Here is a 26017-nt window from a genome sequence, read left to right as displayed (position 1 = left end):
ATCACAGTTCCGACGGGATCATCGGCCCGACAGGATTATCGGCACGAGACTCAAGCGCCGAACCATCTGCCTGAACGGTATCATGCCTTCACGCCAGTTTTTGCGCAATAAGGCTATTGGTCCCAGTGGAGGTGATTTTCACATGAATAATTTCGCCGACCTGATCATTGTTGTCATCGATGATCACCGGAAGGAGCCAGGGCGAGCGTCCCACCATCTGCCCCGCCTGACGGCCGGGCTTTTCTAAAAGCACGTCCATCTCGCGACCGATCATGGATTCCTGAAACGCATATTGCTGTTCCGACAGCAAAGCCTGCAGGCGCTGAAGCCGCTCGTCTTTCACCGCTTCGTCCACATGACCGGACAGATCCGCGCCGGGCGTGCCGGGACGTGGCGAATATTTGAAGGAATAGGCCTGCGCGTAATTCACATCGCGCACCAGCTGCATCGTATCTTCGAAATCCTGATCGGTCTCGCCGGGGAAGCCGACAATGAAATCGCCCGACAGCGCCATATCCGGACGCACGTCACGGATGCGCTCGATCAGGCGTCGATATTCGTCCGCCTTGTGGCGGCGGTTCATCGCCTTGAGAATACGGTCCGAGCCGGACTGCACCGGCAGATGCAGATAAGGCATCAGCTGGCGCAGGTCGCGATGCGCGGCGATCAGGCTGTCATCCATATCGCGCGGATGGCTGGTCGTATAACGCAGGCGCGCAACACCCGGAATACGCGCGAGGCGGAACAATAATTCGCCCAGCCCCCATTCGCGGCCATCGTCGCCCTCGCCATGCCAGGCATTGACGTTCTGGCCGAGCAGGGTCAGTTCCCGCACACCGCCATCGGCAAGGCGTTCCGCTTCGGCCACGATCTGTTTGACGCTGCGCGACACTTCCGAACCGCGCGTATAGGGCACCACGCAGAAGGTGCAGAACTTGTCGCAGCCTTCCTGCACCGTCAGAAAAGCAGAAACGCCGCGCTTGCGGGTTTCCTCGCGCTTCGGCGACGGCAGATGTTCAAACTTGTCTTCAAGCGCATATTCGGTCTCGACGACCTTTTCGCCGCCGCGAACGCGCGCCAGCGCATTGGGCAGGCGATGATAGGTCTGCGGTCCGATCACCAGATCGACATTCGGCGCTCGGCGCAGAATTTCCTGTCCTTCGGCCTGTGCCACGCAGCCAGCAACACCGATGGTCAGTTCCTTGCCATTGGCTTGCCGCGCGTCCTTCATCTTGCGCAGGCGTCCCAGCGCGGAATAGAGCTTTTCCGAGGCCTTTTCGCGGATATGGCAGGTGTTAAGCAGCACCAGATCGGCATCGTCCGGCGTATCGGTCGCGACATAGCCTTCCGCTGCAAGGCTGTCGGCCATGCGCTGGCTGTCATAGACATTCATCTGGCAGCCATAGGTTTTGACAAAAACCTTGCGCGTATTTGGACGCGTATCGGCGTGGTCTGCCGCTGGCACAATATCGGTGATGTTTTCGCTCATGCGGGGCTATCTACAGCTTTTGTCGCCGCTTTGGAAGGTGACAAACTGATCGGCTTTTTCGCTATCGCATTTTCGAACGCAAAACTGCTTCGCACTTTTGCTGAAAATGCTGGTTACTCTTCCGAAATCTCACGGCCCAGAAGTGCGCTTTGCAAAAGTGTGCGCACCCGGCTTTCCATGGTGCGGGCCAGCATCTTGCGGTCTGTGGCTGCCGTGACGACCATCGGCTCGCCGAAGCGGATTTCAACATCGATGGCGCCTTCGCGCAGGATACCTTTCAGATGCGGCATCAACTCGACATCGCCCGGCCAGGATGCAATCGGGCGAAAATAGCGCCCCATGGCCATGCCATGCACGCCGGTATAGGCGATGGCGACCGGCTGCACGAGCACTTCCGGCACACCGGCTTCCCTGATCGCCGCATGGGCTGCACCGAAAAGAGCGGTCTTGAACGGCAAGACCCGATTGCCATCGGAGGTCGTGCCTTCGGGAAACAGCACCATGGCATCTCCCTCGCTCATCCGCGTGGCGATTTCAGAGGTTTGTTCGCCGGTCTTGCCGCGCCGCTCGCGCTCGACAAAAACGGTCCGCTGCAAAACAGCGAACATGCCGAAAATCGGCCAGCTGCGCACTTCTGACTTGGCGATGAACGACACCTGCCCGACCGAGGACAGGACAACAATGTCGCTCCAGGACGTATGATTGGCGACCAGCAACAACGGGCGACCGCGATGCATTTCGCCGACGGTGCGCACCCGAAAGCCGAACAACCGCGCAATCACGCGGTGGAAAAAATTGGGCAGGCTGCGTTTCCAGCCATTCCTGAGTTTCAGAAACACATATTGAACCGGGATCAGCGACAGGCTCAGCATGACCATGGCCGCGAGAACGAGAAAGACCCGGATCGCGCCAATCATTGCGGTCTCTTCAGATCGCGGCGCAGAACGAGCGCTGCCGAGCGCCCATTGGCGGTTTCGTAATAAGCCGGGCGATCACCGACCTTCTGAAACCCGAGACGCCGGTAAAGCGCCTGCGCCGCGACATTGGCTTCATCGACTTCGAGAAACAGCGTTTCCGCCCGTTCCTGATAGAGATAGCGCAACACGGCATCCATCAGCGCGCGACCGACACCCTGCCGTTGCACATCGCGAGAAACCGCGATGGTGAGAATTTCCGCCTCTCCTGCAACCAGCCGCGCCAGAACGAAACCGCAGGCGTCATTGGGTTTGCCTTCCGCACGGGCGACAAAACCGAAAACCGTATCCTGCGCGATCAGCGAGCGAAAATCGTCCGAGCTCCAGCCATGGTGAAACGCGACGGCATGAATGCGCTGGATCACGTGGCTGTCCTGCGCGCTGAGCGCTTCCACCGAAACCTGTCGGCGACCGAAGCGACCGAATGGCAAGCCCATCATCGCCTATTCTCCGGCCTGCCTGCGCGGCAATGCAAACCCGACCTGCGGCTTGGCATCTGGCCCGCGCATGTAAAGCGGCTTCGGCGCGTCAGCGGGTGTGCGTGTGGCCGCCAGGCAGGCGAAAGTGGCGATATTGGCGGTCGGCTCGATGGGGCCAAGCGCAAACTTGTCGCCCAAGGCCTCGTTGATCGACTTTGCTGCCGATCCGGCCAGCACGGTATCGAGGGCCGCATTGCCTGCAAAAGCTTCCGCTTCTTCTCGCGACAGCACCGATGGCTTGGACAGGGCAGCACCATTGGCGTCGAATGTCTGCGCGTAAATCTCGCCGCGATGCGCGTCGAGCAGGATCGTCACCGGCTTGCCCGGCATGTGTGTGATTGTCTCATCCGCCAGCGCCTCGAAGGCGGTGACGCCAATCGCCGGGCACCCGAGCGCCAGTGCAAAACCCCGCGCCGCCGAAACGCCAATACGAACGCCCGTGAAAGAACCGGGGCCGATATTCACCGCCACGCGATCAATATCCTTAATCGCCACGCCTGCCTCGGCCAGCGCGCGCCCGACATAATCCATCAGCACTTCGGCGTGCCCCTTGCCGATATTCTCGCTGACCTGAGCAAGAACGACATCGCGGCCAGCGTCATAGACGGCGGCGGCGCAATAGGAAGCGGCGGTATCGAGGGCGAGTATCTTCATGCACTTCCGGGTAAATGAGAATTGCCCCCGCGACAAGTCTAACCGTGCCCAAGTGGACACCAATTCATCGTCAAAGAGCAGCCTGGCTTGGAATTTTCGGCTTTTTCTGCGGAACAAAATCTCTCGGCAGGCGTTTTCTTGCTGGGTGCGGGACGATTCTGTTTGCGCCTCTCTTCGACCGCCCCGACGCTGGCGATTCTCCCAATCGCTGCGAGCCAGCCAATCGCTCGCGCCTGATTGTGCAAAAGGATATGAGGATAAAATGTCCAATAAGTCGATGCATGCAACCCGCAACGATCTTCCTTCCAACACCAAGACGACCATGATCGCGCTTCTGAACGAAAATCTGGCTGCGACCATCGATCTTGCACTGATCACCAAGCAGGCGCATTGGAACCTCAAGGGGCCGCAATTTATCGCAGTGCACGAGATGCTCGACGGTTTCCGCACCGAACTCGACGATCACGTCGACACCATTGCCGAACGGGCGGTGCAGCTTGGCGGCACGGCCTATGGCACGTCGCAGATTGTGGTGAAGGAAACGAAACTGAAGCCCTATCCGACCGATATTTATGCGGTTCACGATCATCTGGGCGCGCTGATCGAGCGTTATGGCGATGTCGCCAATCTTCTGCGCAAATCGATCAAGGATTCAGACGAGGCGGGCGACGACAACACGGCGGATATTTTTACCGCCGCTTCGCGCTCGCTGGACAAGGCGCTATGGTTCCTCGAAGCCCATGTGCAGGAAAAGAATTGAGGCTTCAGTTCATCGCAATCATGAAGAAGGCCGGGAAATTTCCCGGCCTTTTCGATTTCCGGCGTCCAGCACTCAGAGCGGTTCCGGTAAAAACGGAATCGGGCAACTGCTCTATCTCTTTGTTTTTACGCATTATCCTACGCAAAACCGCAACGCACTTCTGCTGGAAATGCTCTAGCTGGCCCATTCGCCGCGACGCATCACCGGCTCGCGGCTACCATCGGCCTTGATGCCATCAACGTCGATTTCACCGGAACCGATCATCCAGTCGATGTGGATGAGGCTGGAATTGCCGCCCTGCGCCTTGATCTGTTCCGGCGTCAGCTTGGCGCCGTCGATGAAGCACTTGGAATAGCACTGGCCGAGCGCGATATGGCTCGCAGCATTTTCATCGAACAGCGTGTTGTAGAACAAGAGACCGCTTTGCGAGATCGGTGAGGAATGCGGCACCAGCGCCACTTCACCGAGCCTGCGCGCGCCTTCATCCGTGTCGAGCACCTTCGACAGCACTTCCTCACCACGGCTCGCCTTGGCTTCGACAATCCGGCCCGCTTCGAAACGCACGGCGATATTCTCGATCAGTGTGCCCTGATGCGAAAGTGGCTTAGTGCTGGCGACATAACCATCGACGCGCAAGGCATGCGGCGTGGTGAAAACCTCTTCCGTTGGAATATTCGGATTGCAGGTAATGCCGTTCTTCGCCGTCGATGCGCCGCCGTGCCACTCGTGGCCGTCGGCAAGCCCGACCGTCAGGTCCGTGCCCGGGCCCTTGAAGTTCAGAGCGCTATAAGCCTTGCCGTTCAGGAAACGGGTGCGGGTGCGAAGCGCTGCATTATGCGCGGCCCATGCGCCGATCGGATCTTCGACATCCACGCGTGAAGCGGCAAAAATGGCTTCGGCCAGCTTGCGGGTCGCAACCTCTTCCGGCTCATTCGGGAACATCAGCTTCGCCCATGCCACATTTGGATAGGAAACGATGTTCCAGTTGATATCGAAGCCCGCGATCTTTTCCAGCGCAGGCTGATAGGCCTTGGAATTTGCGCGATTGGCACGCGAAACCTTGGCGGCGTCCTGGCTGGACAGGAGCATCGGGTTGTCGGCAGCAATCGCAAGACGCGCCGCACCTTCCGAATAGGCCTTGGCCATACCCTGATAGAGCCAGTCCGCGGCGCGGTCGAAGCTTGCATCGGGCGCGTTTTCATAGCGGGCCAGCGCAATCTGATCATCGGCGAAGAACGGCGTCACCAGACCTGCGCCAGCCTTATAGGCGTGTTTGGCAATCAGCCGCACCAGCGGCAGGGCGACAACCGGCGCCGTGATGATCAGATCCTGTCCCTCGCGCAATTGCAGGCCGACGCGCACGGCGACTTCCGCCAGACGTTCGAGCTTTACCGGATCGATGACAGGATTTTGCATATCGTGAGCCATGAGCTGCGGGACCTCTTTTGATGCGAAGACGCGTACCTTTAAAAAAAGGAGCGCGGTTTGGAATCAGTTCTATACTCTCGTTATCAGTTTACCAAACGGCATAATTTCACCACTCTTTTTCATGCACCTGCGCTATTATTGAAGCAGCGGGCAGTTACACAGGACGAATGACATGAACCGGAAACTACTTGTTTTGCTGGGGCTCGCAGGCCTGCTGGCCGGTTGTGTCACCATGACACCGGAAGAGCGCCGCGCCGCCGACGAGCAGACATGTCTCGGCTATGGCTTCAAGCCGCGGACCGACGCATTTGCCAACTGTCTGCAGCGGCTCGATCTCGACCGCCGGGCGGATCGCCGCGCCTGGGAAAACCGCGTCGATTTCTACGATCAGCCCATCATGCTCTATCAGCCGATCTATCGTCCGGTCGTGGTTCGTCCCCGCTAATAGCGATGGAATGCAGAACTCAAATAAAAAATGCGGGCCAATCGGAAAGATTAGCCCGCACCAAATCTGTTCAACTCAACTTATAGAGGGGTTTCCGGACGGTCCTGCGACAGAAGCAATGCGCCGATTGCATCGACCTGCTTCTGATCTGCCGCTGCATAGCCAAGCGATTGCGGCTGGCTTGCCGGTGCCGACGTATCGAATTGCGGCTGATAGGACGCGACCTGCTGAATTTGCGGCTGAGCCGTCGCTACATCGTTGTTATGCGCAAGGCGATTGCCCCGCGCCTGCGGTCCAAGGCCGCTGCCACGCACAGAGGTTTCCATCTTGGACGCATCCGCCAGCGCGACCTGTACGGTTGGCGCTGCTGCCGGAACCGGTCCCGCCTGCGGCAAGGTCACGTCATAGGACGGGTCTTGCGGCAGCGAAGGCGATTGCGGCGAATAGGCGAGCGCGAGGTTATATGGTTCCTGCGGCACCGGGTTCTGCAACGAACCGTCGCGATTGCGTTTTTCGTAGAAGGAATTACCGCCGGCAACCAGCACATAGTGCATGTTGTTGTAGGGGAACTTCAGGCCTGCCGTATGGAAGAACATGGCGTTCTTCAGTTTCGGATGGCGCTGGCCTTTCAGCACGGCGTCGGCTGCGGCCTGAACATCGGGCAGCTTGCTGGATTCCATCTTGCGGGTGAGAACGCCGGGCGCGAACTGGTTCTTCTGGCCGACGACGCCGCAAATCGTATCGGGATAACGGCCCGATGCGAGGCGGTTCATAACAACCGTGCCGACAGCCATCAGACCATCGGAACTGGAGCGGTTCGATTCGAAGAACATGGCGCGCTCGAGGCACTCCTTGTCCCTTGCCGTATAGGTATAGGTCTTGACACCGTTGACCGACTTGACGTGACTTACGGCCGCCGTCTTCTCGGTCTTGGCTGTGGTGCCGGTCGTCGTGCAGCCCGTCACTACGAAGGGCGCTACGAGCAGTCCTGCCAATACAGGCAGCTTCCAATTACCAGCGCGCGTCAACGGCTCAGTCTCATATTCAGGACCCTTAACTGAAGCAGTCGATCCGAAGGCCAAAAATGACCAATACGGGTCTAGCTGCGGTGCAAGTCAAAGCAGGCGAAGATCAAAAATCAAACAACCTGCCGTCGCTCGTCTTCTTCAAGGTTTTGGAATTTTTAGGCCAAAAAAAGGCAATGGGTCAAATTCCGAAATTGCTGGAACCATCGAAATGGTCGCAAATGAAACCCGAATCACGAGCGCAATTGTCCACACAAACCATTCAAAACTATTAATATTTTATTAATGAACCTGCGGAAAAGAGATAAACCTTTGATTTGATGGAAATGATAGTTCCTCAATACAGGTCACAACCCTGCCTTAATTCGCAACTGCTGTAAAATTTTGATATATCTTGCTTCATCAGGTTGGGAAAATCTGCGGCGTAACTGTTTTAGCAAGTCCTGCGCCGGTTCCTTCAACTTTGATACAAGAAGCGTAACATTCCGTGAGATTAGCGATTTACAGCCTTTTCAGCGTCTCCCGGACCGAATCGGCTGGCAAGGATAACAGGCCGCAAGAGCGCTTCAGAAAGTGATCGAGCCCGCCTTTCGATGAGGAAAGACGGGCTCGAAAAGAAGTTTTTTATCGACGCACGATCAGCCGAAAGAATATCCCGCGCCGCGTACCGTGCGGATCGGATCGAGCGCACGACCCAAGTTGATGGCCTTGCGCAAGCGTCCGACATGGACATCCACGGTGCGATCATCGACATAGATATCCGGTCCCCAGACACCGTCGAGAAGCTGACTGCGCGAGAAAACGCGGCCCGGTGACATCATGAAATATTCGAGCAAACGGAACTCCGTCGGTCCAAGACGGACTTCCTTTTCCTTGCGGTAAACGCGGTGCTGCTGACGGTCGAGCACCAGATCGCCTACTTTCAGAACATGCGACAGCAGGCTTGGATTGGCACGGCGCAGCATCGCCTTGACGCGGGCCAGGAGTTCCGGCGTCGAGAAGGGCTTCACGACATAGTCGTCGGCCCCGACGCTTAAACCCCGAACGCGTTCGCTTTCCTCGCCGCGCGCGGTCAGCATGATGACCGGCAGGCGTTCCGTCTCCGGCCATTGGCGCAGACGGCGGCACAGTTCGATGCCCGATACGCCGGGAAGCATCCAATCGAGGATGAGGAGATCAGGGACGTTCTCGCGCAGCGCGATTTCGGCCTCGTCGCCGCGCAGCATCGTGTCCACCTGATAGCCTTCGGCCTCAAGATTGTAGCGCAGCAGAACGCTCAGCGCTTCTTCGTCTTCCACCACAGCGATTTTGGGTACCTGTGACATCCAATATTCCCTATCTTAAACCGGCGAGCGGAAGATACACGTCCCCCCATCGACCGCGTGCCGCCGCGCTATTCACACATTCTCCACCGCATTTGGGAGCAATCCTGCAATCTGCCCTGATCGCTCCAAATGCAGCGCTTACTCAGGGCTTGCGTGCCTCATCCACGACGATGCCGTGGCTCAGGTCTTCCTTCGGTCGTTCGGCAGGCATCTGCAGGCCGGTCACGATGTAATAAACGGTTTCCGCGATGTTGGTCGCATGGTCGCCGATGCGCTCGATATTCTTGGCGCAGAACAGAAGATGCGTGCAGGCCGAAATATTGCGCGGATCTTCCATCATATAGGTGAGAAGCTCGCGGAACAGCGAGGTGTACATGGCGTCGATCTCGTCGTCGCGATCACGCACGACATTGATCTGCTGCACCGAGCGCGACGAATAGGCGTCGAGCACGTCTTTCAGCTGGGTCAGCGCCAGTTCGGCGAGCGTTTCCAGACCGCGATAGAGCTTGACCGGCTGGCGGGATTCCGAAACGGCGGCAACGCGCTTGGCAATGTTCTTGCCCAGATCGCCAACGCGCTCCAGATCGGCGGAAATGCGAATCGAACCGATGATTTCGCGCAGGTCCACCGCCATCGGCTGGCGCTTGGCGATGATCATCACGGCCTTGTCGTCGATTTCGCGCTCGCTGGCATCCAGGATCAGGTCGTCGGAAATGACGCGCTGCGCAAGGGCGTTGTCGGCATTGACGATCGCTGCGACCGACTGTTCGACCATACGTTCCGCATGTCCGCCCATTTCGGCGATCTTGTGGGTGAGAAACTTCAGTTCCTCATCGTAGGAACGAACGGTATGCTGAGACGGCATGGTAGACCTCGTAATATAAATTGCGGGGAAGCCGCACTTCTGTTTGTTCTGACGCAATCCGCGCGCAAGGGTTGCTTTCCCCTGCCCCCGGTTTGTCAGCCGAAGCGTCCGGTGATGTAATCCTGCGTGCGCTTTTCCGTCGGCGCAGTGAACATCGTTTCCGTGTCGCCCACTTCGACCAGATTGCCGAGATGGAACATGGCGGTGCGCTGCGAGACGCGGGCTGCCTGCTGCATCGAGTGGGTCACGATGACGATGGTGTAGTTCTGGCGCAGTTCGTCGATCAGCTCCTCCACCTTGGCGGTGGCAATCGGATCAAGCGCCGAGCAGGGTTCGTCCATCAGGATGACTTCCGGGCTAACCGCGATCGCACGTGCAATGCACAGGCGCTGCTGCTGGCCGCCGGAAAGGCCCGTGCCCGCATCGTGCAGGCGATCCTTCACTTCCTCGAACAGGCTGGCCTTCTGAAGGCTGGTCACGACGATTTCCTCCAGATCGGCCTTCGTGCGGGCCAGACCGTGAATGCGCGGGCCGTAGGCGACGTTCTCGTAGATCGACTTCGGGAACGGGTTCGGCTTCTGGAACACCATGCCGACACGGGCGCGCAGTTCCACCACGTCGATCTTCGGATCGTAGATATCCTCATTGTCGAGCGTGATCTTGCCAGCGATGCGGCAACCTTCAATCGTGTCGTTCATGCGGTTGAGCGAACGAAGGAAGGTGGACTTGCCGCAGCCGGAAGGACCGATCAGCGCCGTCACCATCTTTTCCGGAACATCCAGATTGACGTCGAAAAGGGCCTGCTTCTCACCATAGAATACGCAAACCTTGTCGCCGCGCATCTTTACGGAACTGGCGTTGGCGTTCATCTTTTCTCCTACGGCTTTCTCGAGAGTTCGTTCAGTCATCAAATTCATAGCTTCGACTCCCGTTTACCAGCGGCGCTCGAACCGGCGGCGCAGAATGATTGCTGCAATGTTCATCACGGCCAGGAACAGAAGCAAGACGATGATAGCGCCGGACGTGCGTTCCACAAAGGCGCGTTCTGCTTCATTGGCCCACATATAGATCTGGACAGGCAAGGCGGTCGCCGGGTCCATCGGCGTGGACGGAACATCCGCCACGAAAGCCACCATGCCGATCAGCAGAAGCGGCGCGGTTTCGCCCAGCGCATGGGCAAGCCCGATGATCGTGCCCGTCAGAATGCCGGGTGCGGCAAGCGGCAGCACGTGATGAAACACCATCTGCGTCTTGGACGCGCCGAGACCGAGCGCTGCTGCGCGGATCGACGGCGGCACGGCGCGCAGGGCGGCACGCGTTGCGATAATGATCGTCGGCAGCGTCATCAGCGTCAGCACCAGACCGCCGACCAGCGAGGCTGAGCGCGGCAGGTTGAAGAAGTTGACGAAGACCGCAAGCCCCAGCAGACCGAACACGATGGACGGTACGGCTGCGAGGTTGTTGATGTTCACCTCGATCATATCCGTCCAGCGGTTCTTCTTGGCGAACTCTTCCAGATAGATCGAAGCGGCGACTCCGATAGGCAGAGCCAGACCCAGCACGATCAGCATCATATAGAGCGAACCGACCAGCGCCACGCCGAGCCCCGACGTTTCCGGGCGGCTCGATGCGCCATAGGTGAAGAGGCCGGTGTTGAATGCCTCCTTCATGACGCCTTCTTCCGAAAGCGTCTTCATCCAGCCAACCTGACGGTCCGATACCTTGCGGCTCGTTTCAGGGACGGTCAGATCGATCTGCCCCTTGAAGGCGGAATCGATATCCGCACCGGCCAGAACCGGAACAGTTTGTGTCGTGCCGATGATGGCCGGATTGTCCATCACCATCTGGCGCAGCTGAACGCGCACGCCGTCGGAATAGAAGCGGCCAAGATCGCGCATGGCCGGGCGGTCGGTGGTTGCGACGCCGAGCTTTTCAGCCAGCGCATTGCGCACCAGAAGCGGATAGTTCGCGGCGATCAGCACGTTCGGATCGGTCGCCCGCTTGTTGCCCGGATCGATCACCTGCGCGTCGATCTGGACCGGAAGGTAGAGCGTCGTCTGCCAGAAGGCGGTGTAGCCCTTGGAGAAAACCGAGAACAGCAGCGCGCAGAGGAAGAACACGCCAATGGCGATTGCAGCGATGCCATAGAGGCGGAAGCGGCGTTCGGCAGCGTAGCGGCGTTTCAGTCCGATATCGCGGCGGGCGGGTTGTGCAGTCGCCGTACCGCTTGCGTTGAAGGTCGTATCGGTCATTATTCGTACTGCTCCCGGTACTTGCGCACGATATGCAGCGCAAAGATGTTCATGATCAGCGTCAGGACGAAAAGCGTGATGCCAAGTGCAAAGGCAACCAGCGTCTGCGGCGAGTTGAACTCAAGGTCGCCGGTCAGCTGATTGACGATTTTCACCGTGATGGTGGTCATCGCGTCGAATGGGTTGATGTTGATACGCGCCGCAACGCCTGCCGCCAGAACCACGATCATGGTTTCACCGATGGCGCGTGAAGCGGTCATCAAAAGTGCGCCGACGATGCCCGGGAGTGCCGCAGGCAGGACAACGCGCTTGACAGTTTCGGAGCGGGTGGCGCCAAGACCGAGCGAGCCGTCGCGCAGCGTGCGCGGCACGGCGGTGATTATGTCGTCGGAAAGCGACGACACGAAAGGAATAAGCATCACACCCATGACGAGACCGGCGGTCAAAACGCTCTGCGCCATGATGAAGCCCTGACCGCCCGCAATCGCGGCGGAAAGATCACGCAGGAACGGGCCGACCGTCACAAGGGCGAAGAAGCCGTAGACGATACTGGGAATACCGGCGAGCAGTTCAAGCACCGGCTTGACCACCGTGCGCACGCGCGGCGAGGCATATTCGGCCATGTAGATGGCGGCGAACAGACCGACCGGAACCGCGAACAGCATAGCGACCAGCGCGATATAGAGCGTACCGGCCAGAAGCGGGATCAGGCCGAACTGGCCCGTCTCACCGCCGGAACCGGCAGCAGCAAAGCGCGGGTCCCAGACCGTGCCGAAGAAGAAATTCCACGGCGAAACCGACTGAAAGAAGCTGATCGTCTGAAACAGCATCGAGCAGATGATGCCGACAGTGGTCAGAATGGCGATGCCCGACGCGGCGATCAGCCCCCACAGCACGATGCGCTCGACATTGTTGCGGGCGCGCATGCGGCGGTTGATCGTGGAAAGACCGAAAATCAGACCGGCAACCGCAATGACCAGCGCCACGGCAGCGCCGATCGTGTGCGTGAGGTCCGTCGCCTTCTTCAGATAGAGGGCGATGGGCACCATATAGTCCTGGCCCTCGGTCGCGAGAGCCACGCCCTTGTTGCCGAGAACCGAGCGCGCATCCTGATAGTTGGTCGGGAAGCTTTCCAGCTCAGCCGGTGTCAGGCGCTCAAGCCCGTTGGCGAGGCCGCGCACCATACCGAGCTGAAGGCTGCGATTGGTGTAAGAACCATCCTCGACGGCATCGGGTAGTCGTGCGGTGGCGCTGTGATCGAGATAGACGGACGATCCGACAGCCCAGACGGCAAGAAACAGCACTGCAGGCAATGCAGAAACGAGGAAAACCCACCAGCCATGATAATGCGGGCGGGAATGCATTTTCTCGGCCGTCGATCCTTGCCCCGAACCTTGGGGCGCGACAGGCTGCGCTTTGTCCAGTGCAACGGCGCGCTGACGGCCAATAAAGAAGCCGACCAACCCGATTGCAATGACGCTGACGAGAACCAGAAAGAAGGACATTCAATTTCCCCGGTTGCCCTGAAAAATGCGAAACGACATAGACGTGTCCCCAATGACCAGACTGTCAGCTCCGCGCGATTGCGCCTCTCATATTAGAATGGCGCGAAAGGAGAAGAACGCGGGGAGGTTTCATCCCCGCGTTCCACAGTTTTAGACTTACTTTGCAGCCAGCGTCTTGCCTTCGGTGAAGGCGGCGCGCTGTGCTTCGCGTTCTGCATCCGGAGCCGGCACCAGACCATATTCAGCGAGCGGGCCGTCAGGACCGATCATCTGGTCGTTCAGGAAGAAATCGACATATTCCTTGAGGCCCGGCACGACGCCGAGGTGAGCCTTCTTCACGTAGAAGAACAGCGGACGCGAAACCGGATATTCACCCGAGGCGACGGTCGCAGCCGATGGCGTGATGTCGTTGACGGTCGCAACCTTCAGCTTGTCGGCATTGTTTTCGAAGAAGTAGAGGCCGAAAACGCCAACGCCGGTCTTGTTGGAGTCGATGCGCGCCAGCGTTTCAGCATAGTCGCCGTCGATGTCGACAGCCTTGCCGTCCTTACGCACTGCGATACAGGCCGAAGCGGCAGCCTTGTCGTCGAGACCGGTCTTCTTGATTTCGTCCAGAGCGCCGGAGTGCTTGCAGCCGTCGGCCAGAACCTTTTCTTCGAAAACTTCACGGGTGCCGTGCTTTTCGCCCGGGATATAGGCAGCAATGTCCCAATCCGGCAGGTTCGGGTTCACCTGGTTCCACTTGGTGTTTGGATTATCGACCAGCTTGCCATCAACAACAACCTTGGCGGCCAGGGCCTTGTAGACGTCTTCCGGCTTCAGCTTCCAATCCGGACCCTTGGCGTCGGTTGCGAAGACGATGCCGTCATAACCGAAGCGCACTTCCTGAACGTCCTTGACGCCAGCGTCAACGCACGACTTCAGTTCCGAATCCTTCATGGCGCGCGATGCATTGGCGATGTCGATGGTGTTTTCACCGACGCCCTTGCAGAATTCCTTGATGCCGGCGCCCGAACCGCCCGATTCAACAACCGGCGTCTTGAAGTTCGGATAGGTTTCGCCGAAGGTTTCAGCGACGATCTTTGCATAAGGCAGCACGGTCGAGGAACCGGCAACCTGAATCTGATCGCGCGCCTGGGCAGCGGAAACCGACAGAACGGCGGCAATGGCCAGCGCCGCGGTCGAGGAAATCATCTTGTTCATGAGCAGCAGCTCCTGTTGTAAAAAGCCTATGACGATTAGCGTCAGTAGCCGTCTACGCGCTCTATATTACATTCATATGACAGTAATGTTACAGGTTTGTAGCAATCCACCCTCCACCAATTGTGTGGGACTTTGGATGCCATGGAAGAGCTGCTGGAACTGTTATGGGAATCAAAGCCGTAAGCTTGGCAAACGGGCTCCCGTGGCTTCGATGCCGGCCACATCGGCATTGGCAAAGGCAAAGCGCAGAAAAGCTTCCTGCCCGTCACCGAAGAAGACACCCGGCAATGTGACAATGCCGAGCGACTTCGCAAGGCGCTCTGCAACCGTCACCGATGATAGGCCCTCGAAAGGGTGCCGCACGAAGGCGAAATAGGCCCCCACCGCTTCTACACGCCAGCCATCGACCACCGCCATGACGGAGCGAAGTGTTGCAGACCGGCACGCGATTTCCTTGCGGTTCTCGTTGCGCCATGCTTCGAGCGGCGCAAGCACGCGGGCAACGGCCACCTGCGGCGCACGTGTCGCGCAGATTTGCAGATTATCCATCACCTTGGCTATATTGGCCACCATATCGACGCCTGCAACAATGGCCCCCAGACGATGCCCCGGAATGCAGAAGGATTTCGAGAAGCTGTAGAGCTGGATCAGATGCGACGGCCAGTCGGCCTCACCGAATAACTCGTGCGGCGCCTCACCGGCAGTCGGCAGAAAATCGCGATAGGTTTCATCGAGGATCAGCCACGTGCCGTTGGCGCGGCACAGCGCATAGATCTGGCCGAGCAGTTCCGGCGGGTAGACCGCGCCGGTCGGGTTGTTCGGGGAAACAAGCGTCAGCGCCCTCACACCGGGATGCAGCGCCGCCCGCACATCCTCAACCGTTGGCACAAAGCCATTTTCAGCACGGCACGGAAAGGAAGCCGGCTTGATGCCAAGCATTTCCAGTGACGAACGGTGGTTGAAATAGAACGGGTCGGTCGTCAGCACCGTATCGCCGCTGCCAGCCACGCACATGATGGCCGCGATGAAAGCCTGATTGCAGCCGGATGTGACATGCACATTGCGCGCTTCAATCGAAGCGCCATAAAGCGAGCCGACATGTCGGGCATAGGCCTGACGCAGCACAGCCTCGCCTTCAATCGGCCCGTAGCCTGCGCTGGAGAGCGAACCCGCCGCCTCGCCCAGAAAGCGCAGCATGTCGGGATGCGGCGGATAGCCCGGAACCGCCTGCGAAAGATCGATCAGCGGGCCGTGGCTGCCGTCATAATCCCGCGCCCAGACCTGCACAGCCGGAATGGGCGGCGCGGAGAGTTGATCGATCAGCGGATTGACGGCAGGCAAATTCATCGGTGGCTCCCATAGCGATGACGCCACTCTTATCGCGAAGGGATGAGGGTTTAAAGCGGTTACTCGCTGGGCCGAGAAAGCACATAGGCGGCAGAGCCCAGCATGAAGATGGTCACCGCAATCGCCAGCAGCGGACCCGGATGGGCGCCCCACCAGAAAAAACCGTAGCCGACAAGCATGCCCAGGCAGGCATAGAGCTTTGCCTTTGGTGGTATCGCGCCACGGTCACGCCACTTGACGATCAGCGGGCCGAAACGCGGGTCGGCAAGAAGCCGCGCTTCAAGTTTGGGCGAAGACCGCGCAAAGAACCAGGCCGCCAGAATGATGAAGATGGTCGTCGGCATGACCGGCAAGACGGCGCCGATGATGCCAAGCGCAAGCATGACAAAGCCCAGTACGAGATAGAGCGCCCGCTTGCCAGCGGATATCGCCGGAACGGAGGCATTCGTGTTCGTGTCGGGATGATCGTCCTGCATGTTTTCCGTTGGAATCACATCTGTTCGCCACAGGCATATAGCAGGATTTCTTCCATAAATTGCACTGGCTGCACGGTCAAAGAAACGTCATAAGCGCCGTTTTCCGGCCTGTGGATAAGAAAAAACCGACCTGTAAAAATTGCCACACACACGGCCAAATTGCATTTTTGCCCGGAAAATGCCGCATTTCGACAACTTTTAGAAGAGGCTTTAAAACTTGCGCTACAAATAAAAATTGTAGGGTCAGGCGACAGCGGTAGAACCGCTAAAAGCAGTTTTTCTTGGATTCCACCGCGTAAAACAAGGCCACACGAAGCCATGCGCCAGATTCCTAACGAATCGTAAACGCTTTTACAGCAACAGAACCGAATCCTTCAAAATATTCCTCAGTTATGTTTCGAAATATAAGTAAACAACGCATAGTATAGGATGATATTCCGCTGCGGATATAGATTCAATTATCGCATAATGTTCTCATTCGAACCACGTCATCGCCACATTTAGATTCCACTTCGCTCAGGTCTTTCTCAGCAAAACTGTCAAAGCGCCCCGTTAACAACTAGTGGAACTGGTATGAACTTCAAGACCCGTATGGCTATGCTCGGCTTTGCAGCAACCAGCCTTCTCGCTGTCAGCGCAATCGAAGCCTCGGCACAGCAATGCGGCGGTGCCTCCTGGTACGCCCTGACCTCCCGCACGGCTTCGGGTGAACGTATGAACCCAGCCGGATTGACCGCAGCGCACCGCTCCCTGCCGCTTGGCAGCAAGGTCAAAGTTACCAATCAGAGAAATGGCAAGTCGCTCGTCGTGCGCATCAACGACCGCGGCCCGTTCATCAAGGGACGCGTGCTGGATCTCTCCAAGGGTGCTGCAAGCCGTCTCGGCTTCATCGGCGCCGGACATACCAAGGTCTGCTTCACGCCGATGTAATCCGGCGTAAAGCAATGATCAGATTCTAGAGCGCATCCCGAAAAGCGGGAGCCGGTTTTCGGAAAAGATGCGCGTAAAAACGAAGAATTAGAGCAGTAACAGCCTAGGCTGGGCAGGTACTGCTTTCAACTCTTCCGGGATACGCTGTTTGCGATCCAGCCGATCGATGAACCAGCGGGTCAGATTGATCCAGACGTCGTCTTTTTCCGCCGCATCCTCGATGCCGTGTTCGAGATTGGGATTGTCATTGACTTCGATCACCACGACACCGTCATCCGTCTCCTTCAGATCGACACCGTATAATCCATCGCCAATACACCGCGCAGCGCGCAGGCCGGTTTCCAGAACCGCTTTGGGCGCATCCGCCAGCGTATAGGTGCGAAAGCCGCCCTCAAGCGGTTTGCCGCCCGTATCGTGCTTGACGATCTGCCAGTGGTTTTTCGCCATCATATACTGACAGATGAAGAGCGGCTTGCCGTCGAGGACGCCCACACGCCAGTCGAACCGGGTCGGCATATATTTCTGCGCCAGCAGAAGATCGCTGTCCTGAAGCCACAGCATCGCCAGCACCTTCAGCTCCGCAATATCCTTCACCTTCTTCACCCCGCGCGAGAAGGACGAATCCGGTATCTTGATCACCAGCGGAAAGCCCAGAATATCGGCGGCCCGCTCCAGATCCTCCTCGCCCGCAATCATCACGGTCTGCGGCACGGCCACATCATTGGCCTGCATCAGTTCGTGCAGATAAACCTTGTTGGTGCAGCGGATCATCGAAATCGGATCGTCGATGACCGGCATGTTTTCCTGCTGCGCCCGTCGCGCAAAGCGATAGGTATGGTTGGAAATCGACGTGGTTTCGCGGATGAACAACGCGTCGTAATTGGCAAGTCGCGACAGGTCCTTCCTGCCGATGGGGTCCACTTCAACGCCGAGGCGCGCTGCGATCTTCGCCCAATGCTTTAGTGACGCCATGGATGAAGGTGGCATCGCCTCTTTCGGATCGCAAAGCGTGGCGACCGTATAACGGGCCGGAACCTTTGGCTTGGCCGCCCGCCATTCGCGCTGCGTATAGCGGTCGAGCGCATCCTCGAAACGCTCCTTTTGATGTTTTGAGAATTTCGCAATATTGGCAAAGCCGATTTTCTGGATACGCGCCCACTCGCCGGGCTTGACCGTTACTTCCAGCGACGGCGCACGGAACCAGTCGAACAATAGCCTGCCGAAACGCTCGAATTCCGGGTTCTCGGCCAGCCCGAAATGGACGTGGATGGTTTCTGGCGCTTTTTCGGGATGCTTGCCCAACGCCTTGTTGAGCATGTCTTCCAGCTCGGGAATGGCATTCTCATAGAGCCGCCGTTCGGACAGATCAATCATCGTCTCGACGGACGGAATGATCCGGTGACCGCGCGCCTCCGCCAGAAGCGAGGCATAATAGCCGCGGCTTTGATAGGTATAGCTCCGCGACAGGTTGATAATGCGCGGGCGCTGCTGGCCGTTGAACAGGGCCGGATGCGCGAGATAATCGCGATTGGTCATGACCTTGTGCGGTGTCGCGCCATTGTCGATATCCGAGAGGCGCCCAACGAGAATGACGCAGATCGTCATCAGTCTGTCCCTTTTTCGAGAATCACCGCTGCTCTCAGCCCATCGCTGCCGAAGCGGGCGATGCGGTCGAAGATGTGGAAGGGAACCGGCACATTGGCCGCATCGGCGATGCTTTCGCCCTGTTTCTCTTCCACCCACGGATCATGAATAAAAATGTGACGGCCATCTTCGCCATGGACGAGCACCCAATGCGGCACCTTGTTGCCGAACATGAGATAGCCGCTGATCAGAACGATCACCGACGCGCCCCGTCGAAGCGCCGTGATGATGTCGAACAAGGTGAAACCGCGATATTCCACCGGAATGCCATAGGCTTCCGTGCGCTGGCGAAAATCGGTCTGTGCAAGCCGCATCACCCGGCGCTTCTTTTCCGAACGCACCGATTGCAGAAACAGCATATCCTCAATGGAGACGATGATGGATGCCTTCAATCCATGCTCGTGCCCGGCGACGGCAAGGCCGAAAGGTTCGCAGCCGCCCGGCCCGGACATCATGTAGATCGTGGTTGCATCGCGCCACAGACGGATTTCCAGCACCGGATCGAGCGCGGTTCCGGGCTTGTGCCGGGCAAGCGCCATCATCAGGCAGGCCGCACCACAGGTGAAATCGGTCGTCTGCCGGTAATAGGCAAATGGTGTTGCCAGAGGCACGCCGCCGCGCACCGTCTTTTCGAAACGCAAGGCGTTGGAATGGTCGGCATAATAATCGAGATAGCGCCCAATCGGGCGATAGCTGTGGCGCTTGTAAAGAGCGATCGCCCGCGCATTGTCCTCGCGCACTTCAAGCCGTAGCAGCGGACGGTCATGCTCAAAGGCCGCCGTCTCTGCCGCCTGGAGCAAAAGCGCGCCGATCCCCTTGGCGCCTGCATCCGGATCAACGGCAATCGAATAGAGCCGCGCCAGTGCCGTACCGTGCCGGAAAAGGATCATCGCATAGCCGATGATCTGGCCGTCAGCTTCCGCAATGATGGTTTCCGCAGTGGGGCGCGCGATCAGGGCGCGAAAGGAGCGTCGGGAAATGCGGTCTGTTTCGAAACAGCGCTCTTCGATGCGCAATAACGCATCGATGTCGTCTGCCGTGGCCTTGCGCGTGGTTGCGCTTGTCATCCCGTGGCCTTTGCAAATGGACCTCAAAGGTCCGGTGGAATGTGCCAACCATTGGCATATTCGCTGGCAAAAACAAGCTCCCTCAGCATGGCAAAATTATGAGTGGTCACCAAGCGTACAAAACGCCTGAAAAACCCAACAAATTCAATCATAGATTGTATTATTTCAGACCACCCGCGTTAACCATTAATTAAGATGTTGGGCGGTGAAGCGGCAAATCGAATTGACTCGCAAGTGTTTCAGATTTTAACGTTTCGTTAATAAAAGAGTTTCCGGCAAGGGCGTTGAGTATGTTTTGCGTTGTTCGCTCGACCAAGAAAATGATGGCAGCTGCTGCTTTCGCGGCTTCGGTGCTGATGACAGGCTTTGGTGCTGAAGCAGCCTCTGGCGACTTCATGCAGACTGGCAAGGTCACCTCGCAGCCAATCGGCCATTACGAATTCTGCAAGCGCGAAGCGCAGGAATGCAATATTGCCAGCCGCGACACCAGCCCGTTGCCGCTCGGTCATGCCAACTGGCAGCGCATTGTCGAAGTCAATCTTTCGGTCAATGAACGCATCAAGCCGATGACCGACGTGGAAATCTACGGCGTCGAGGAATATTGGGCTTATCCGACCACCGTTGGCGATTGCGAAGACTATGTGCTGCTCAAGCAGCGCGAGTTGCAAAAGGCCGGCATTCCGATCAGCGATCTTCTGATCACCGTCGTGCGCAAGCCGGACGGCGAAGGCCATGCCGTGCTGACCGTTCGCACCGACCGCGGCGACTTCGTTCTCGACAATCTGACCGACGAAGTTCTGCGCTGGAACGAAACCGACTACACCTATCTGAAGCGTCAGGCCGCGAACAATACCGGTCGCTGGGTCACCATCGAAGCACCGGACAATCTGTTGGTCGGCTCGGTTCGTCATTAGAGCGGTTCCGGTTAGCACGGAATCGTGGAACCGCTCTGTCAATTTGTTTTTGCGCATTATCCCACGCAAAACCGCTACGCACTTTTGCTGGAAATGCTCTAAATCGAAAGCTTACCGAAATTGAATTCAGGCCCGGAACGTGATAGACAGTCCGGGTCTAAAAAGGAGAGGTCGGTGCGGTTAGCCCGGCTCCCGTGCAACGGCATAGTATAATGCCAGAGACGGGTCCTGACCTTCGCGGTTCTGCGATCGCAATGTGTCCCCTGACCTTCAACTCCGGAGCAATGGTGCGCCGGAGGATCAAGGGTTTGGACAATGAAACAGCAAATTTCCGTTATTACACTCGGTATTGCCGACCTCGCCAATTCGCGTCGCTTCTATGTCGAAGGCTTCGGCTGGACGCCGATATTTGAAAATGACGAGATCATCTTCTACCAGATGAACGGGTTCGTTCTCGGCACCTTCCTTAAATCATCGCTCGAAGCCGACATGAACCGTCGCGGCCTTGTGCAACCGGGGGCATTTTCGCTCGCCCATAATGTGGAGCAACAAGCAGATGTCGCGCCGCTGATGCAGCGGCTGACAGAGGCAGGCGGGACGCTGCTGCGCGCTGCCGACGCGCCCCCGCATGGCGGCTTTCGCGGCTATGTCGCCGATCCCGACGACCACGCCTGGGAAATTGCGTGGAACCCGGCCTGGCGCATCGATGAAAACGGGCTGGTGACCTTCGGGATCTAAGCCCCGGAACGCGACCATCTGCGGCGTGAGCAATCACGCCGCAGAAATCAACCGTTCCGCACCGATGCGGTAGGAAATTGCGCCAGCCAGATGAATGCGGCTGATTTGATCCACCCCATCGAGATCGGCCAGAGTGCGCGCAACTTTCAGGATGCGGTGATAGGCACGGGCGGAAAAGCGCATCTGCTCGCTGGCGTCGCGCAACAGCTTCATTCCCGCTGCATCCGGTCGCGCCACCTCCTCGATCAGATTCGCCGAGCAATAGGCGTTCGCCATCGACGGATCGAGCCCCAGCGCCGCATAGCGCGTGGCCTGCACGGCGCGGGCGCGGGCGACACGCTGCGCCACGGTCTCGCTGCGCTCCGACTGCGCGGGCTGGATCAGGTCGAGCGCCGAGACAGCGGGCATGTCGACACGCAGGTCGATGCGATCCAGAAGCGGGCCGGAAATCCGCGCCTGATAATCCGTCTGGCAGCGCGGCCCGCGCGCGCAACTGTGGCCGGGCTCGCCCGCCATCCCGCATCGGCATGGGTTCATGGCGGCAATCAGTTGAAAGCGCGCCGGATAGCTGGTGCGATGATTGACCCGGGCGATCAGACATTCGCCCGTTTCGAGCGGCTGGCGCAACGAATCCAAAACCTGCGGTGAAAACTCTGGAAACTCATCCAGAAACAACACGCCATTATGCGCCAGCGACACCTCGCCCGGGCGGGCGCGCAAGCCACCGCCGACCATCGCCGCCATCGAAGCCGAATGATGCGGCGACCGGAACGGCCTTCGGTCGGACAGTTTTCCGCCCGCTAGCTCGCCCGCGATGGACGCGATCATCGACACATCCAGCAATTCACGAGGGGAAAGCCGCGGAAGGATCGACGGCAGGCGTTGCGCCAGCATCGACTTGCCGGAACCGGGCGGGCCGACCAGAAGCAGATTGTGATTGCCTGCTGCGGCGATTTCCAGCGCGCGTTTGGCCGTTTCCTGTCCCTTGATATCGGCAAGGTCGGGCAGGCTTTCGCTGGAAACCCGCATGGACGGATCGGGCGGCGTCAGCACCTGTGTTCCACGAAAATGATTGGCCAGCGCAATCAGGCTGCGCGGTGCGAGAATGTCGATATCGGCACCGGCCCAAGCAGCTTCCGGACCGCAGGCATAGGGGCAGATCAGCCCCTTGTCTTCCCGATTGGCACCGATCGCAGCGGGCAAAACACCCGCGACAGGCGTAATCGACCCGTCGAGCGAAAGTTCGCCCAGCACCAGATAGGATTGGATGGCGTCTGCCGGAATGGCGCCGATGGCCGCCATCAACCCGACCGCTATCGGCAGATCGTAATGCGACCCTTCCTTCGGCAGATCGGCGGGCGCCAGATTGACCGTGACCCGCTTGGTGGGCATCGATAGCCCGGAAGCATGCAAGGCCGCCTGCACGCGCTCGCGGCTTTCCGCCACCGCCTTGTCGGGCAGGCCGACAATCGACATGCCCATCTTGCCCGGCGCGACCATGACCTGCACATCGACAGGCACCGCTTCTATGCCCTGAAAGGCAACCGTTCCAACCCGCGCGACCATAAGCCCCCACTCGCCACGCAGCACATCTCTAAAGTGAGAGAATGCTTAAATACAACCAGAGGATTTAAGCATTTTTCCCGAAACAGATCAAGAACGCTGTGTCGCCGGCGAGGCCTGAATTTACCAGGAAACGCGTGCGCCTATACGACCGGAAAGAAGCCTGAAGCGCTCGCCGCCGAGGTTGAACTCATAGGATGCATTGGCGTAGAGCGAGGTATTGTCGGCAACCTTGGTCGTGAAACCGGCACCGAGTTCAAGGCTGGTTTCCTCCCAGGACGGACGAAGCCTGTCATTGTTGAAATAGATCGTATCGCTCGCCTTGAACTGATGCCAGACATTGGCCAGCACAAACGGATTGAACGGCCGCTCGTTGATCGTGTAATTGCCTTGCAGGCGCGCGCCGACACGGCCTGTCCAGCTATCGTTATTGTCGTAACGGATGGTGCCGCCGGGATCGTTAGCCTCATCGAAATTCTGATACTGCCAATAGATCTGCGCCTGCGGTTCGATCACCCATTTTTCGCTGATCGCGAATTTCTTGCCCGCTTCGAGAGAGGCCGTCCATTCCTTGCCATGGAAGCTGGAACTATAATCTGCGACCGATTCCGTATCGATGCTGAGCCATGAATGCATGACGATGGCGTCGATATAAGCTTCGTTTTCCCAGGTATGGGTCCAGTAAGCGCCGAGGCTGTAAGCATCGACATCGATATTGCCGATCTCGATATTATTGCCATAGATGTTTCTGGCGCGCATATCGCCCCAGCCGCGCGCATAGCCAGCCATCAGGCCGAGCGTATCGAGCTGACCGTCATCATGTTCGGCACGATAGACCGGCACGCCGAACTGCATGCCCCACTGGTTACCCTTGTAGCGCTGATCGGCGAAGGTGCTGAGATTCTGGCGATATTGATCGCCGAACATGCGGCCCCAGATGACATGCTTGTTTGCTTCATCACCGAACCAGGACTGTTCGCCGTGCCGTTCGTGGAATGTGCCGAGCGCCACGCGCAACAACCCGCGCACGACGGTTGGCGTTGCGCCCAGGATCGGAACTTCGGGACGAACCAGCGTGATGCTGCCGCCATCGTCGCCACCGCCCGAACCGCCTCCGGTCCCACCGCCGCTGCCGCCACCCGTGCCGCCGCCAGAGCCGCCGCCTGTACCACCTCCGGAACCACCGCCAGAGCCGCCACCTGTGTTGCCATTGCCGTCGTCGTCATCATCGCCATCGTCAGGGCCGGGCAATAACCAAATCGGCAAATCAGGATTGGTTGCGTCGATGCCGTCGAAATTGTTGCGCAGATACCAATTGTTCTCGGTTCCCGCCGTCACACCGCCTTGCACCAGCTGGTATTCGTAAATACCGGCGGAAGCGCGCCGCGCGAGGTTAAACGTACCTTCGCCCGTGGTCGCTCCATTGATCGCCTCCACCACAAGGATACCGTTCTGCTGGGTTTGCGCACCCGTACCGCCGACATTGGTCACCACGATGCCGGTGGAGCCGGTCGTCGTGCCGTTCGAAATGACCAATTTGTCGGACGGCGCATTGTCGCTGGCCAGAACCGTGTTCAGCCAGAGCTGGCCCGAATTCCCCTGATAATTGCCGACGATGGTGAGGCTGTCCGATGTGGAATTGGAGCCATTGGTGAGATCGATCACGCCTGCATTCACCACCTGTGTGAGACTGCCACCCACCGCCGGGCTGATGGTCCAGCTGCCGCTGCCAGCGCGAAGATAGCTGCTCGAATCGATGGTGAGCGTGCCGGTAGCGGTGCCGCTGTCGCCAAGCGTCAGATTGCTGTTCATCGTCAGCTCCGACGCATTCTGAAGCTCGATAAGCTCCCAGTTGATCAGACGCTGCGGATTGCTGCCCTTGGTGTTCTGCCAGGTCAGACGATCTGTGCCGAGGCCGCCATTGATCTGGATGCTTTTCAGCTGCGTATCGGTCAGCCCCTGAAACACCGCGACATCATTGTCCGCGCCCATGTCGATGCCGCCGATCAGACCGCCCGTCCAGAGCATGTAATCAGCGCCATTGCCCGCCATCAGCGAACCGGTGACTTCGCCACCGGACAAGAGGAACCGGTCATTGCCGTCATCCTGATTGACCGTCGCACTGACACGACCGCCGCGCATGTCGAAAAGATCGTCGCCAGCCCCTTGCGAAACGCTGCCATTGATCTGGCCGGGATCATAATTGATGATCGTGTCGTTGCCGGAACCAAGCGCAATCGTGCTCTGGATCGTGCCGTAATTTTCCACGAAGGTCTGGCTGGCGCCATTGACGAAAATGCCGTTATTGAAGAATGCGCCGGTGGTGTTGGTGATATTGGTCGCGCCATCGCCATTGATGGTGACGCCATTGTTCAACGTGCCATCATTGGTGATGATGTTCGTGCTGTTGCCGGTGAAGCTGAACGCCGAATTGATATGCGAATTGGCATAATTATGGACCACATAGGTGCCGTTGCCGCTCACAGTCAGGCCGCCATTGATCGTGCCGCGATTGTCGAAAACGAGGCTGGTCGCATCGTTTATGGCAACGCTCTGCGCATTGCCCGAATGATCGACCGTCAGCGCGCCCATGCTGCTGGCCGTGAATGGGCCATTCAGATTGGTGTTCTGCTCGATCACGACATTGAGGCTGCCAAGCCCGCTGGTGCTGAACCCGCTCGGATTACCGTTACAGACAACCGTATCGCCCGATGCAGGCGAGGCAGGCGTACAATCGGCAAGCGCCGTTTCTGTATAGGGGAAGAGAAGAAGAACCCCGATGACCGGTATCGGCATTTTGAACTGAGGGGCGGTAAGGCGCAGTAACGGAAAGGCGTGACTTTTTCTGTTCTCAGTCGAATGACGCATCAAGGTCCCCTCGAATACTATTCGCAAATAACTGAATAGACCGAATTCTGCACTAAAGAACGGGAT

25 protein-coding genes are annotated in these 26017 nt (G+C 58.3%); 6 read left to right on the top strand and 19 right to left on the bottom strand.

Features of this window, described 5'->3' with window-relative positions:
- Positions 1-88: 88 nt before the first annotated feature.
- The 4 genes from miaB to tsaB form a co-directional block, all read right to left on the bottom strand.
- The gene (gene miaB / locus HWD97_RS00945; RefSeq protein WP_124915144.1) at positions 89-1489 is read right to left on the bottom strand and encodes a tRNA (N6-isopentenyl adenosine(37)-C2)-methylthiotransferase MiaB; all 1401 of its coding nucleotides are present in this window, start codon (positions 1487-1489) and stop codon (positions 89-91) included.
- Positions 1490-1602: 113 nt separating this feature from the next.
- Complete coding sequence (locus HWD97_RS00940; RefSeq protein ID WP_109370097.1) at positions 1603-2406, bottom strand: 1-acyl-sn-glycerol-3-phosphate acyltransferase; 804 nt, start codon at positions 2404-2406, stop codon at positions 1603-1605.
- Positions 2403-2903 (bottom strand): ribosomal protein S18-alanine N-acetyltransferase, encoded by a 501-nt coding sequence (gene rimI / locus HWD97_RS00935; protein WP_109370096.1) that lies wholly within the window; start codon positions 2901-2903, stop codon positions 2403-2405. Before rimI ends, HWD97_RS00940 begins: the two co-directional genes overlap by 4 nt.
- Positions 2904-2906: 3 nt before the next feature.
- A complete protein-coding gene (gene tsaB, locus HWD97_RS00930) occupies positions 2907-3596 on the bottom strand; it encodes a tRNA (adenosine(37)-N6)-threonylcarbamoyltransferase complex dimerization subunit type 1 TsaB (protein ID WP_109370095.1) in 690 nt (229 codons plus the stop codon).
- A 262-nt stretch (positions 3597-3858) separates the two neighbouring features.
- On the opposite strand from tsaB, the gene dps reads away from it, so the two are divergent.
- Positions 3859-4356 carry a DNA starvation/stationary phase protection protein Dps gene (gene dps / locus HWD97_RS00925; RefSeq protein WP_109370094.1) on the top strand — a complete coding sequence of 166 codons (498 nt, stop codon included), beginning with the start codon at positions 3859-3861 and terminating at the stop codon, positions 4354-4356.
- A 174-nt stretch (positions 4357-4530) separates the two neighbouring features.
- Here the strand turns inward: dps and HWD97_RS00920 are convergent, their stop codons facing one another.
- On the bottom strand, positions 4531-5784 hold the full coding sequence (locus HWD97_RS00920) for an aminopeptidase (protein ID WP_109370093.1): 1254 nt from the start codon (positions 5782-5784) through the stop codon (positions 4531-4533).
- A gap of 172 nt (positions 5785-5956) precedes the next feature.
- Between HWD97_RS00920 and HWD97_RS00915 the strand changes: the two genes are divergently transcribed.
- Complete coding sequence (locus HWD97_RS00915) at positions 5957-6229, top strand: hypothetical protein (RefSeq protein WP_109370092.1); 273 nt, start codon at positions 5957-5959, stop codon at positions 6227-6229.
- Positions 6230-6309: 80 nt separating this feature from the next.
- Here the strand turns inward: HWD97_RS00915 and HWD97_RS00910 are convergent, their stop codons facing one another.
- Positions 6310-7257, bottom strand: coding sequence for a cell wall hydrolase (locus HWD97_RS00910; RefSeq protein WP_109370091.1), 948 nt, complete (start codon positions 7255-7257; stop codon positions 6310-6312).
- A 56-nt stretch (positions 7258-7313) separates the two neighbouring features.
- On the opposite strand from HWD97_RS00910, the gene HWD97_RS00905 reads away from it, so the two are divergent.
- Entirely contained in the window at positions 7314-7529 is a 216-nt protein-coding gene (locus tag HWD97_RS00905) for a hypothetical protein (RefSeq protein ID WP_210261373.1), read from the top strand.
- A gap of 363 nt (positions 7530-7892) precedes the next feature.
- Here HWD97_RS00905 and phoB read toward each other — a convergent pair whose 3' ends face one another.
- The 9 genes from phoB to HWD97_RS00860 all read right to left on the bottom strand — a co-directional run bounded on the left by phoB (position 7893) and on the right by HWD97_RS00860 (position 16547).
- Positions 7893-8579, bottom strand: a complete 687-nt coding sequence (phoB, locus tag HWD97_RS00900; protein ID WP_078337701.1) for a phosphate regulon transcriptional regulator PhoB — start codon at positions 8577-8579, stop codon at positions 7893-7895.
- Between the two features lie 142 nt (positions 8580-8721).
- Complete coding sequence (phoU, locus tag HWD97_RS00895; protein WP_109370090.1) at positions 8722-9444, bottom strand: phosphate signaling complex protein PhoU; 723 nt, start codon at positions 9442-9444, stop codon at positions 8722-8724.
- 95 nt (positions 9445-9539) lie between these two features.
- Entirely contained in the window at positions 9540-10361 is an 822-nt protein-coding gene (pstB, locus tag HWD97_RS00890; protein ID WP_121536974.1) for a phosphate ABC transporter ATP-binding protein PstB, read from the bottom strand.
- Between the two features lie 15 nt (positions 10362-10376).
- Positions 10377-11696, bottom strand: coding sequence for a phosphate ABC transporter permease PstA (pstA, locus tag HWD97_RS00885; RefSeq protein ID WP_109370088.1), 1320 nt, complete (start codon positions 11694-11696; stop codon positions 10377-10379).
- Complete coding sequence (gene pstC, locus HWD97_RS00880; protein WP_109370087.1) at positions 11696-13201, bottom strand: phosphate ABC transporter permease subunit PstC; 1506 nt, start codon at positions 13199-13201, stop codon at positions 11696-11698. Before pstC ends, pstA begins: the two co-directional genes overlap by 1 nt.
- 156 nt (positions 13202-13357) lie before the next feature.
- The gene (locus tag HWD97_RS00875; protein WP_109370086.1) at positions 13358-14404 is read right to left on the bottom strand and encodes a PstS family phosphate ABC transporter substrate-binding protein; all 1047 of its coding nucleotides are present in this window, start codon (positions 14402-14404) and stop codon (positions 13358-13360) included.
- 171 nt (positions 14405-14575) lie between these two features.
- Positions 14576-15745, bottom strand: coding sequence for an aminotransferase (locus HWD97_RS00870; protein WP_181376114.1), 1170 nt, complete (start codon positions 15743-15745; stop codon positions 14576-14578).
- A gap of 65 nt (positions 15746-15810) precedes the next feature.
- Complete coding sequence (locus tag HWD97_RS00865; RefSeq protein ID WP_109370344.1) at positions 15811-16227, bottom strand: YbaN family protein; 417 nt, start codon at positions 16225-16227, stop codon at positions 15811-15813.
- A 14-nt stretch (positions 16228-16241) separates the two neighbouring features.
- On the bottom strand, positions 16242-16547 hold the full coding sequence (locus HWD97_RS00860; RefSeq protein ID WP_171316511.1) for a hypothetical protein: 306 nt from the start codon (positions 16545-16547) through the stop codon (positions 16242-16244).
- A gap of 253 nt (positions 16548-16800) precedes the next feature.
- Between HWD97_RS00860 and HWD97_RS00855 the strand changes: the two genes are divergently transcribed.
- Complete coding sequence (locus HWD97_RS00855; RefSeq protein ID WP_078337695.1) at positions 16801-17157, top strand: septal ring lytic transglycosylase RlpA family protein; 357 nt, start codon at positions 16801-16803, stop codon at positions 17155-17157.
- Between the two features lie 87 nt (positions 17158-17244).
- Here HWD97_RS00855 and HWD97_RS00850 read toward each other — a convergent pair whose 3' ends face one another.
- Both HWD97_RS00850 and HWD97_RS00845 read right to left on the bottom strand, forming a co-directional pair.
- A complete protein-coding gene (locus HWD97_RS00850; RefSeq protein ID WP_109370084.1) occupies positions 17245-18762 on the bottom strand; it encodes a RimK family protein in 1518 nt (505 codons plus the stop codon).
- Complete coding sequence (locus HWD97_RS00845) at positions 18762-19868, bottom strand: peptidase C39 family protein (protein ID WP_109370083.1); 1107 nt, start codon at positions 19866-19868, stop codon at positions 18762-18764. Before HWD97_RS00845 ends, HWD97_RS00850 begins: the two co-directional genes overlap by 1 nt.
- 290 nt (positions 19869-20158) lie before the next feature.
- Between HWD97_RS00845 and HWD97_RS00840 the strand changes: the two genes are divergently transcribed.
- Complete coding sequence (locus tag HWD97_RS00840; RefSeq protein WP_109370082.1) at positions 20159-20782, top strand: transglutaminase-like cysteine peptidase; 624 nt, start codon at positions 20159-20161, stop codon at positions 20780-20782.
- A 315-nt stretch (positions 20783-21097) separates the two neighbouring features.
- A complete protein-coding gene (locus tag HWD97_RS00835) occupies positions 21098-21520 on the top strand; it encodes a VOC family protein (RefSeq protein ID WP_109370081.1) in 423 nt (140 codons plus the stop codon).
- 33 nt (positions 21521-21553) lie between these two features.
- On the opposite strand, the gene HWD97_RS00830 is transcribed toward HWD97_RS00835, so the two are convergent.
- Together HWD97_RS00830 and HWD97_RS00825 are read right to left on the bottom strand one after the other, a co-directional pair.
- Positions 21554-23086 (bottom strand): YifB family Mg chelatase-like AAA ATPase, encoded by a 1533-nt coding sequence (locus HWD97_RS00830; protein ID WP_109370080.1) that lies wholly within the window; start codon positions 23084-23086, stop codon positions 21554-21556.
- Positions 23087-23206: 120 nt separating this feature from the next.
- Complete coding sequence (locus HWD97_RS00825; RefSeq protein ID WP_124915143.1) at positions 23207-25951, bottom strand: autotransporter outer membrane beta-barrel domain-containing protein; 2745 nt, start codon at positions 25949-25951, stop codon at positions 23207-23209.
- Between the last annotated feature and the right edge of the window lie 66 nt (positions 25952-26017).

Source organism: Ochrobactrum sp. C6C9, assembly GCF_022627935.1.
GTDB lineage: Bacteria > Pseudomonadota > Alphaproteobacteria > Rhizobiales > Rhizobiaceae > Brucella > Brucella teleogrylli.
The sequence above is the reverse complement of the archived record's forward strand: the minus strand, read 5'-3'. Positions and strand labels throughout refer to the sequence as shown.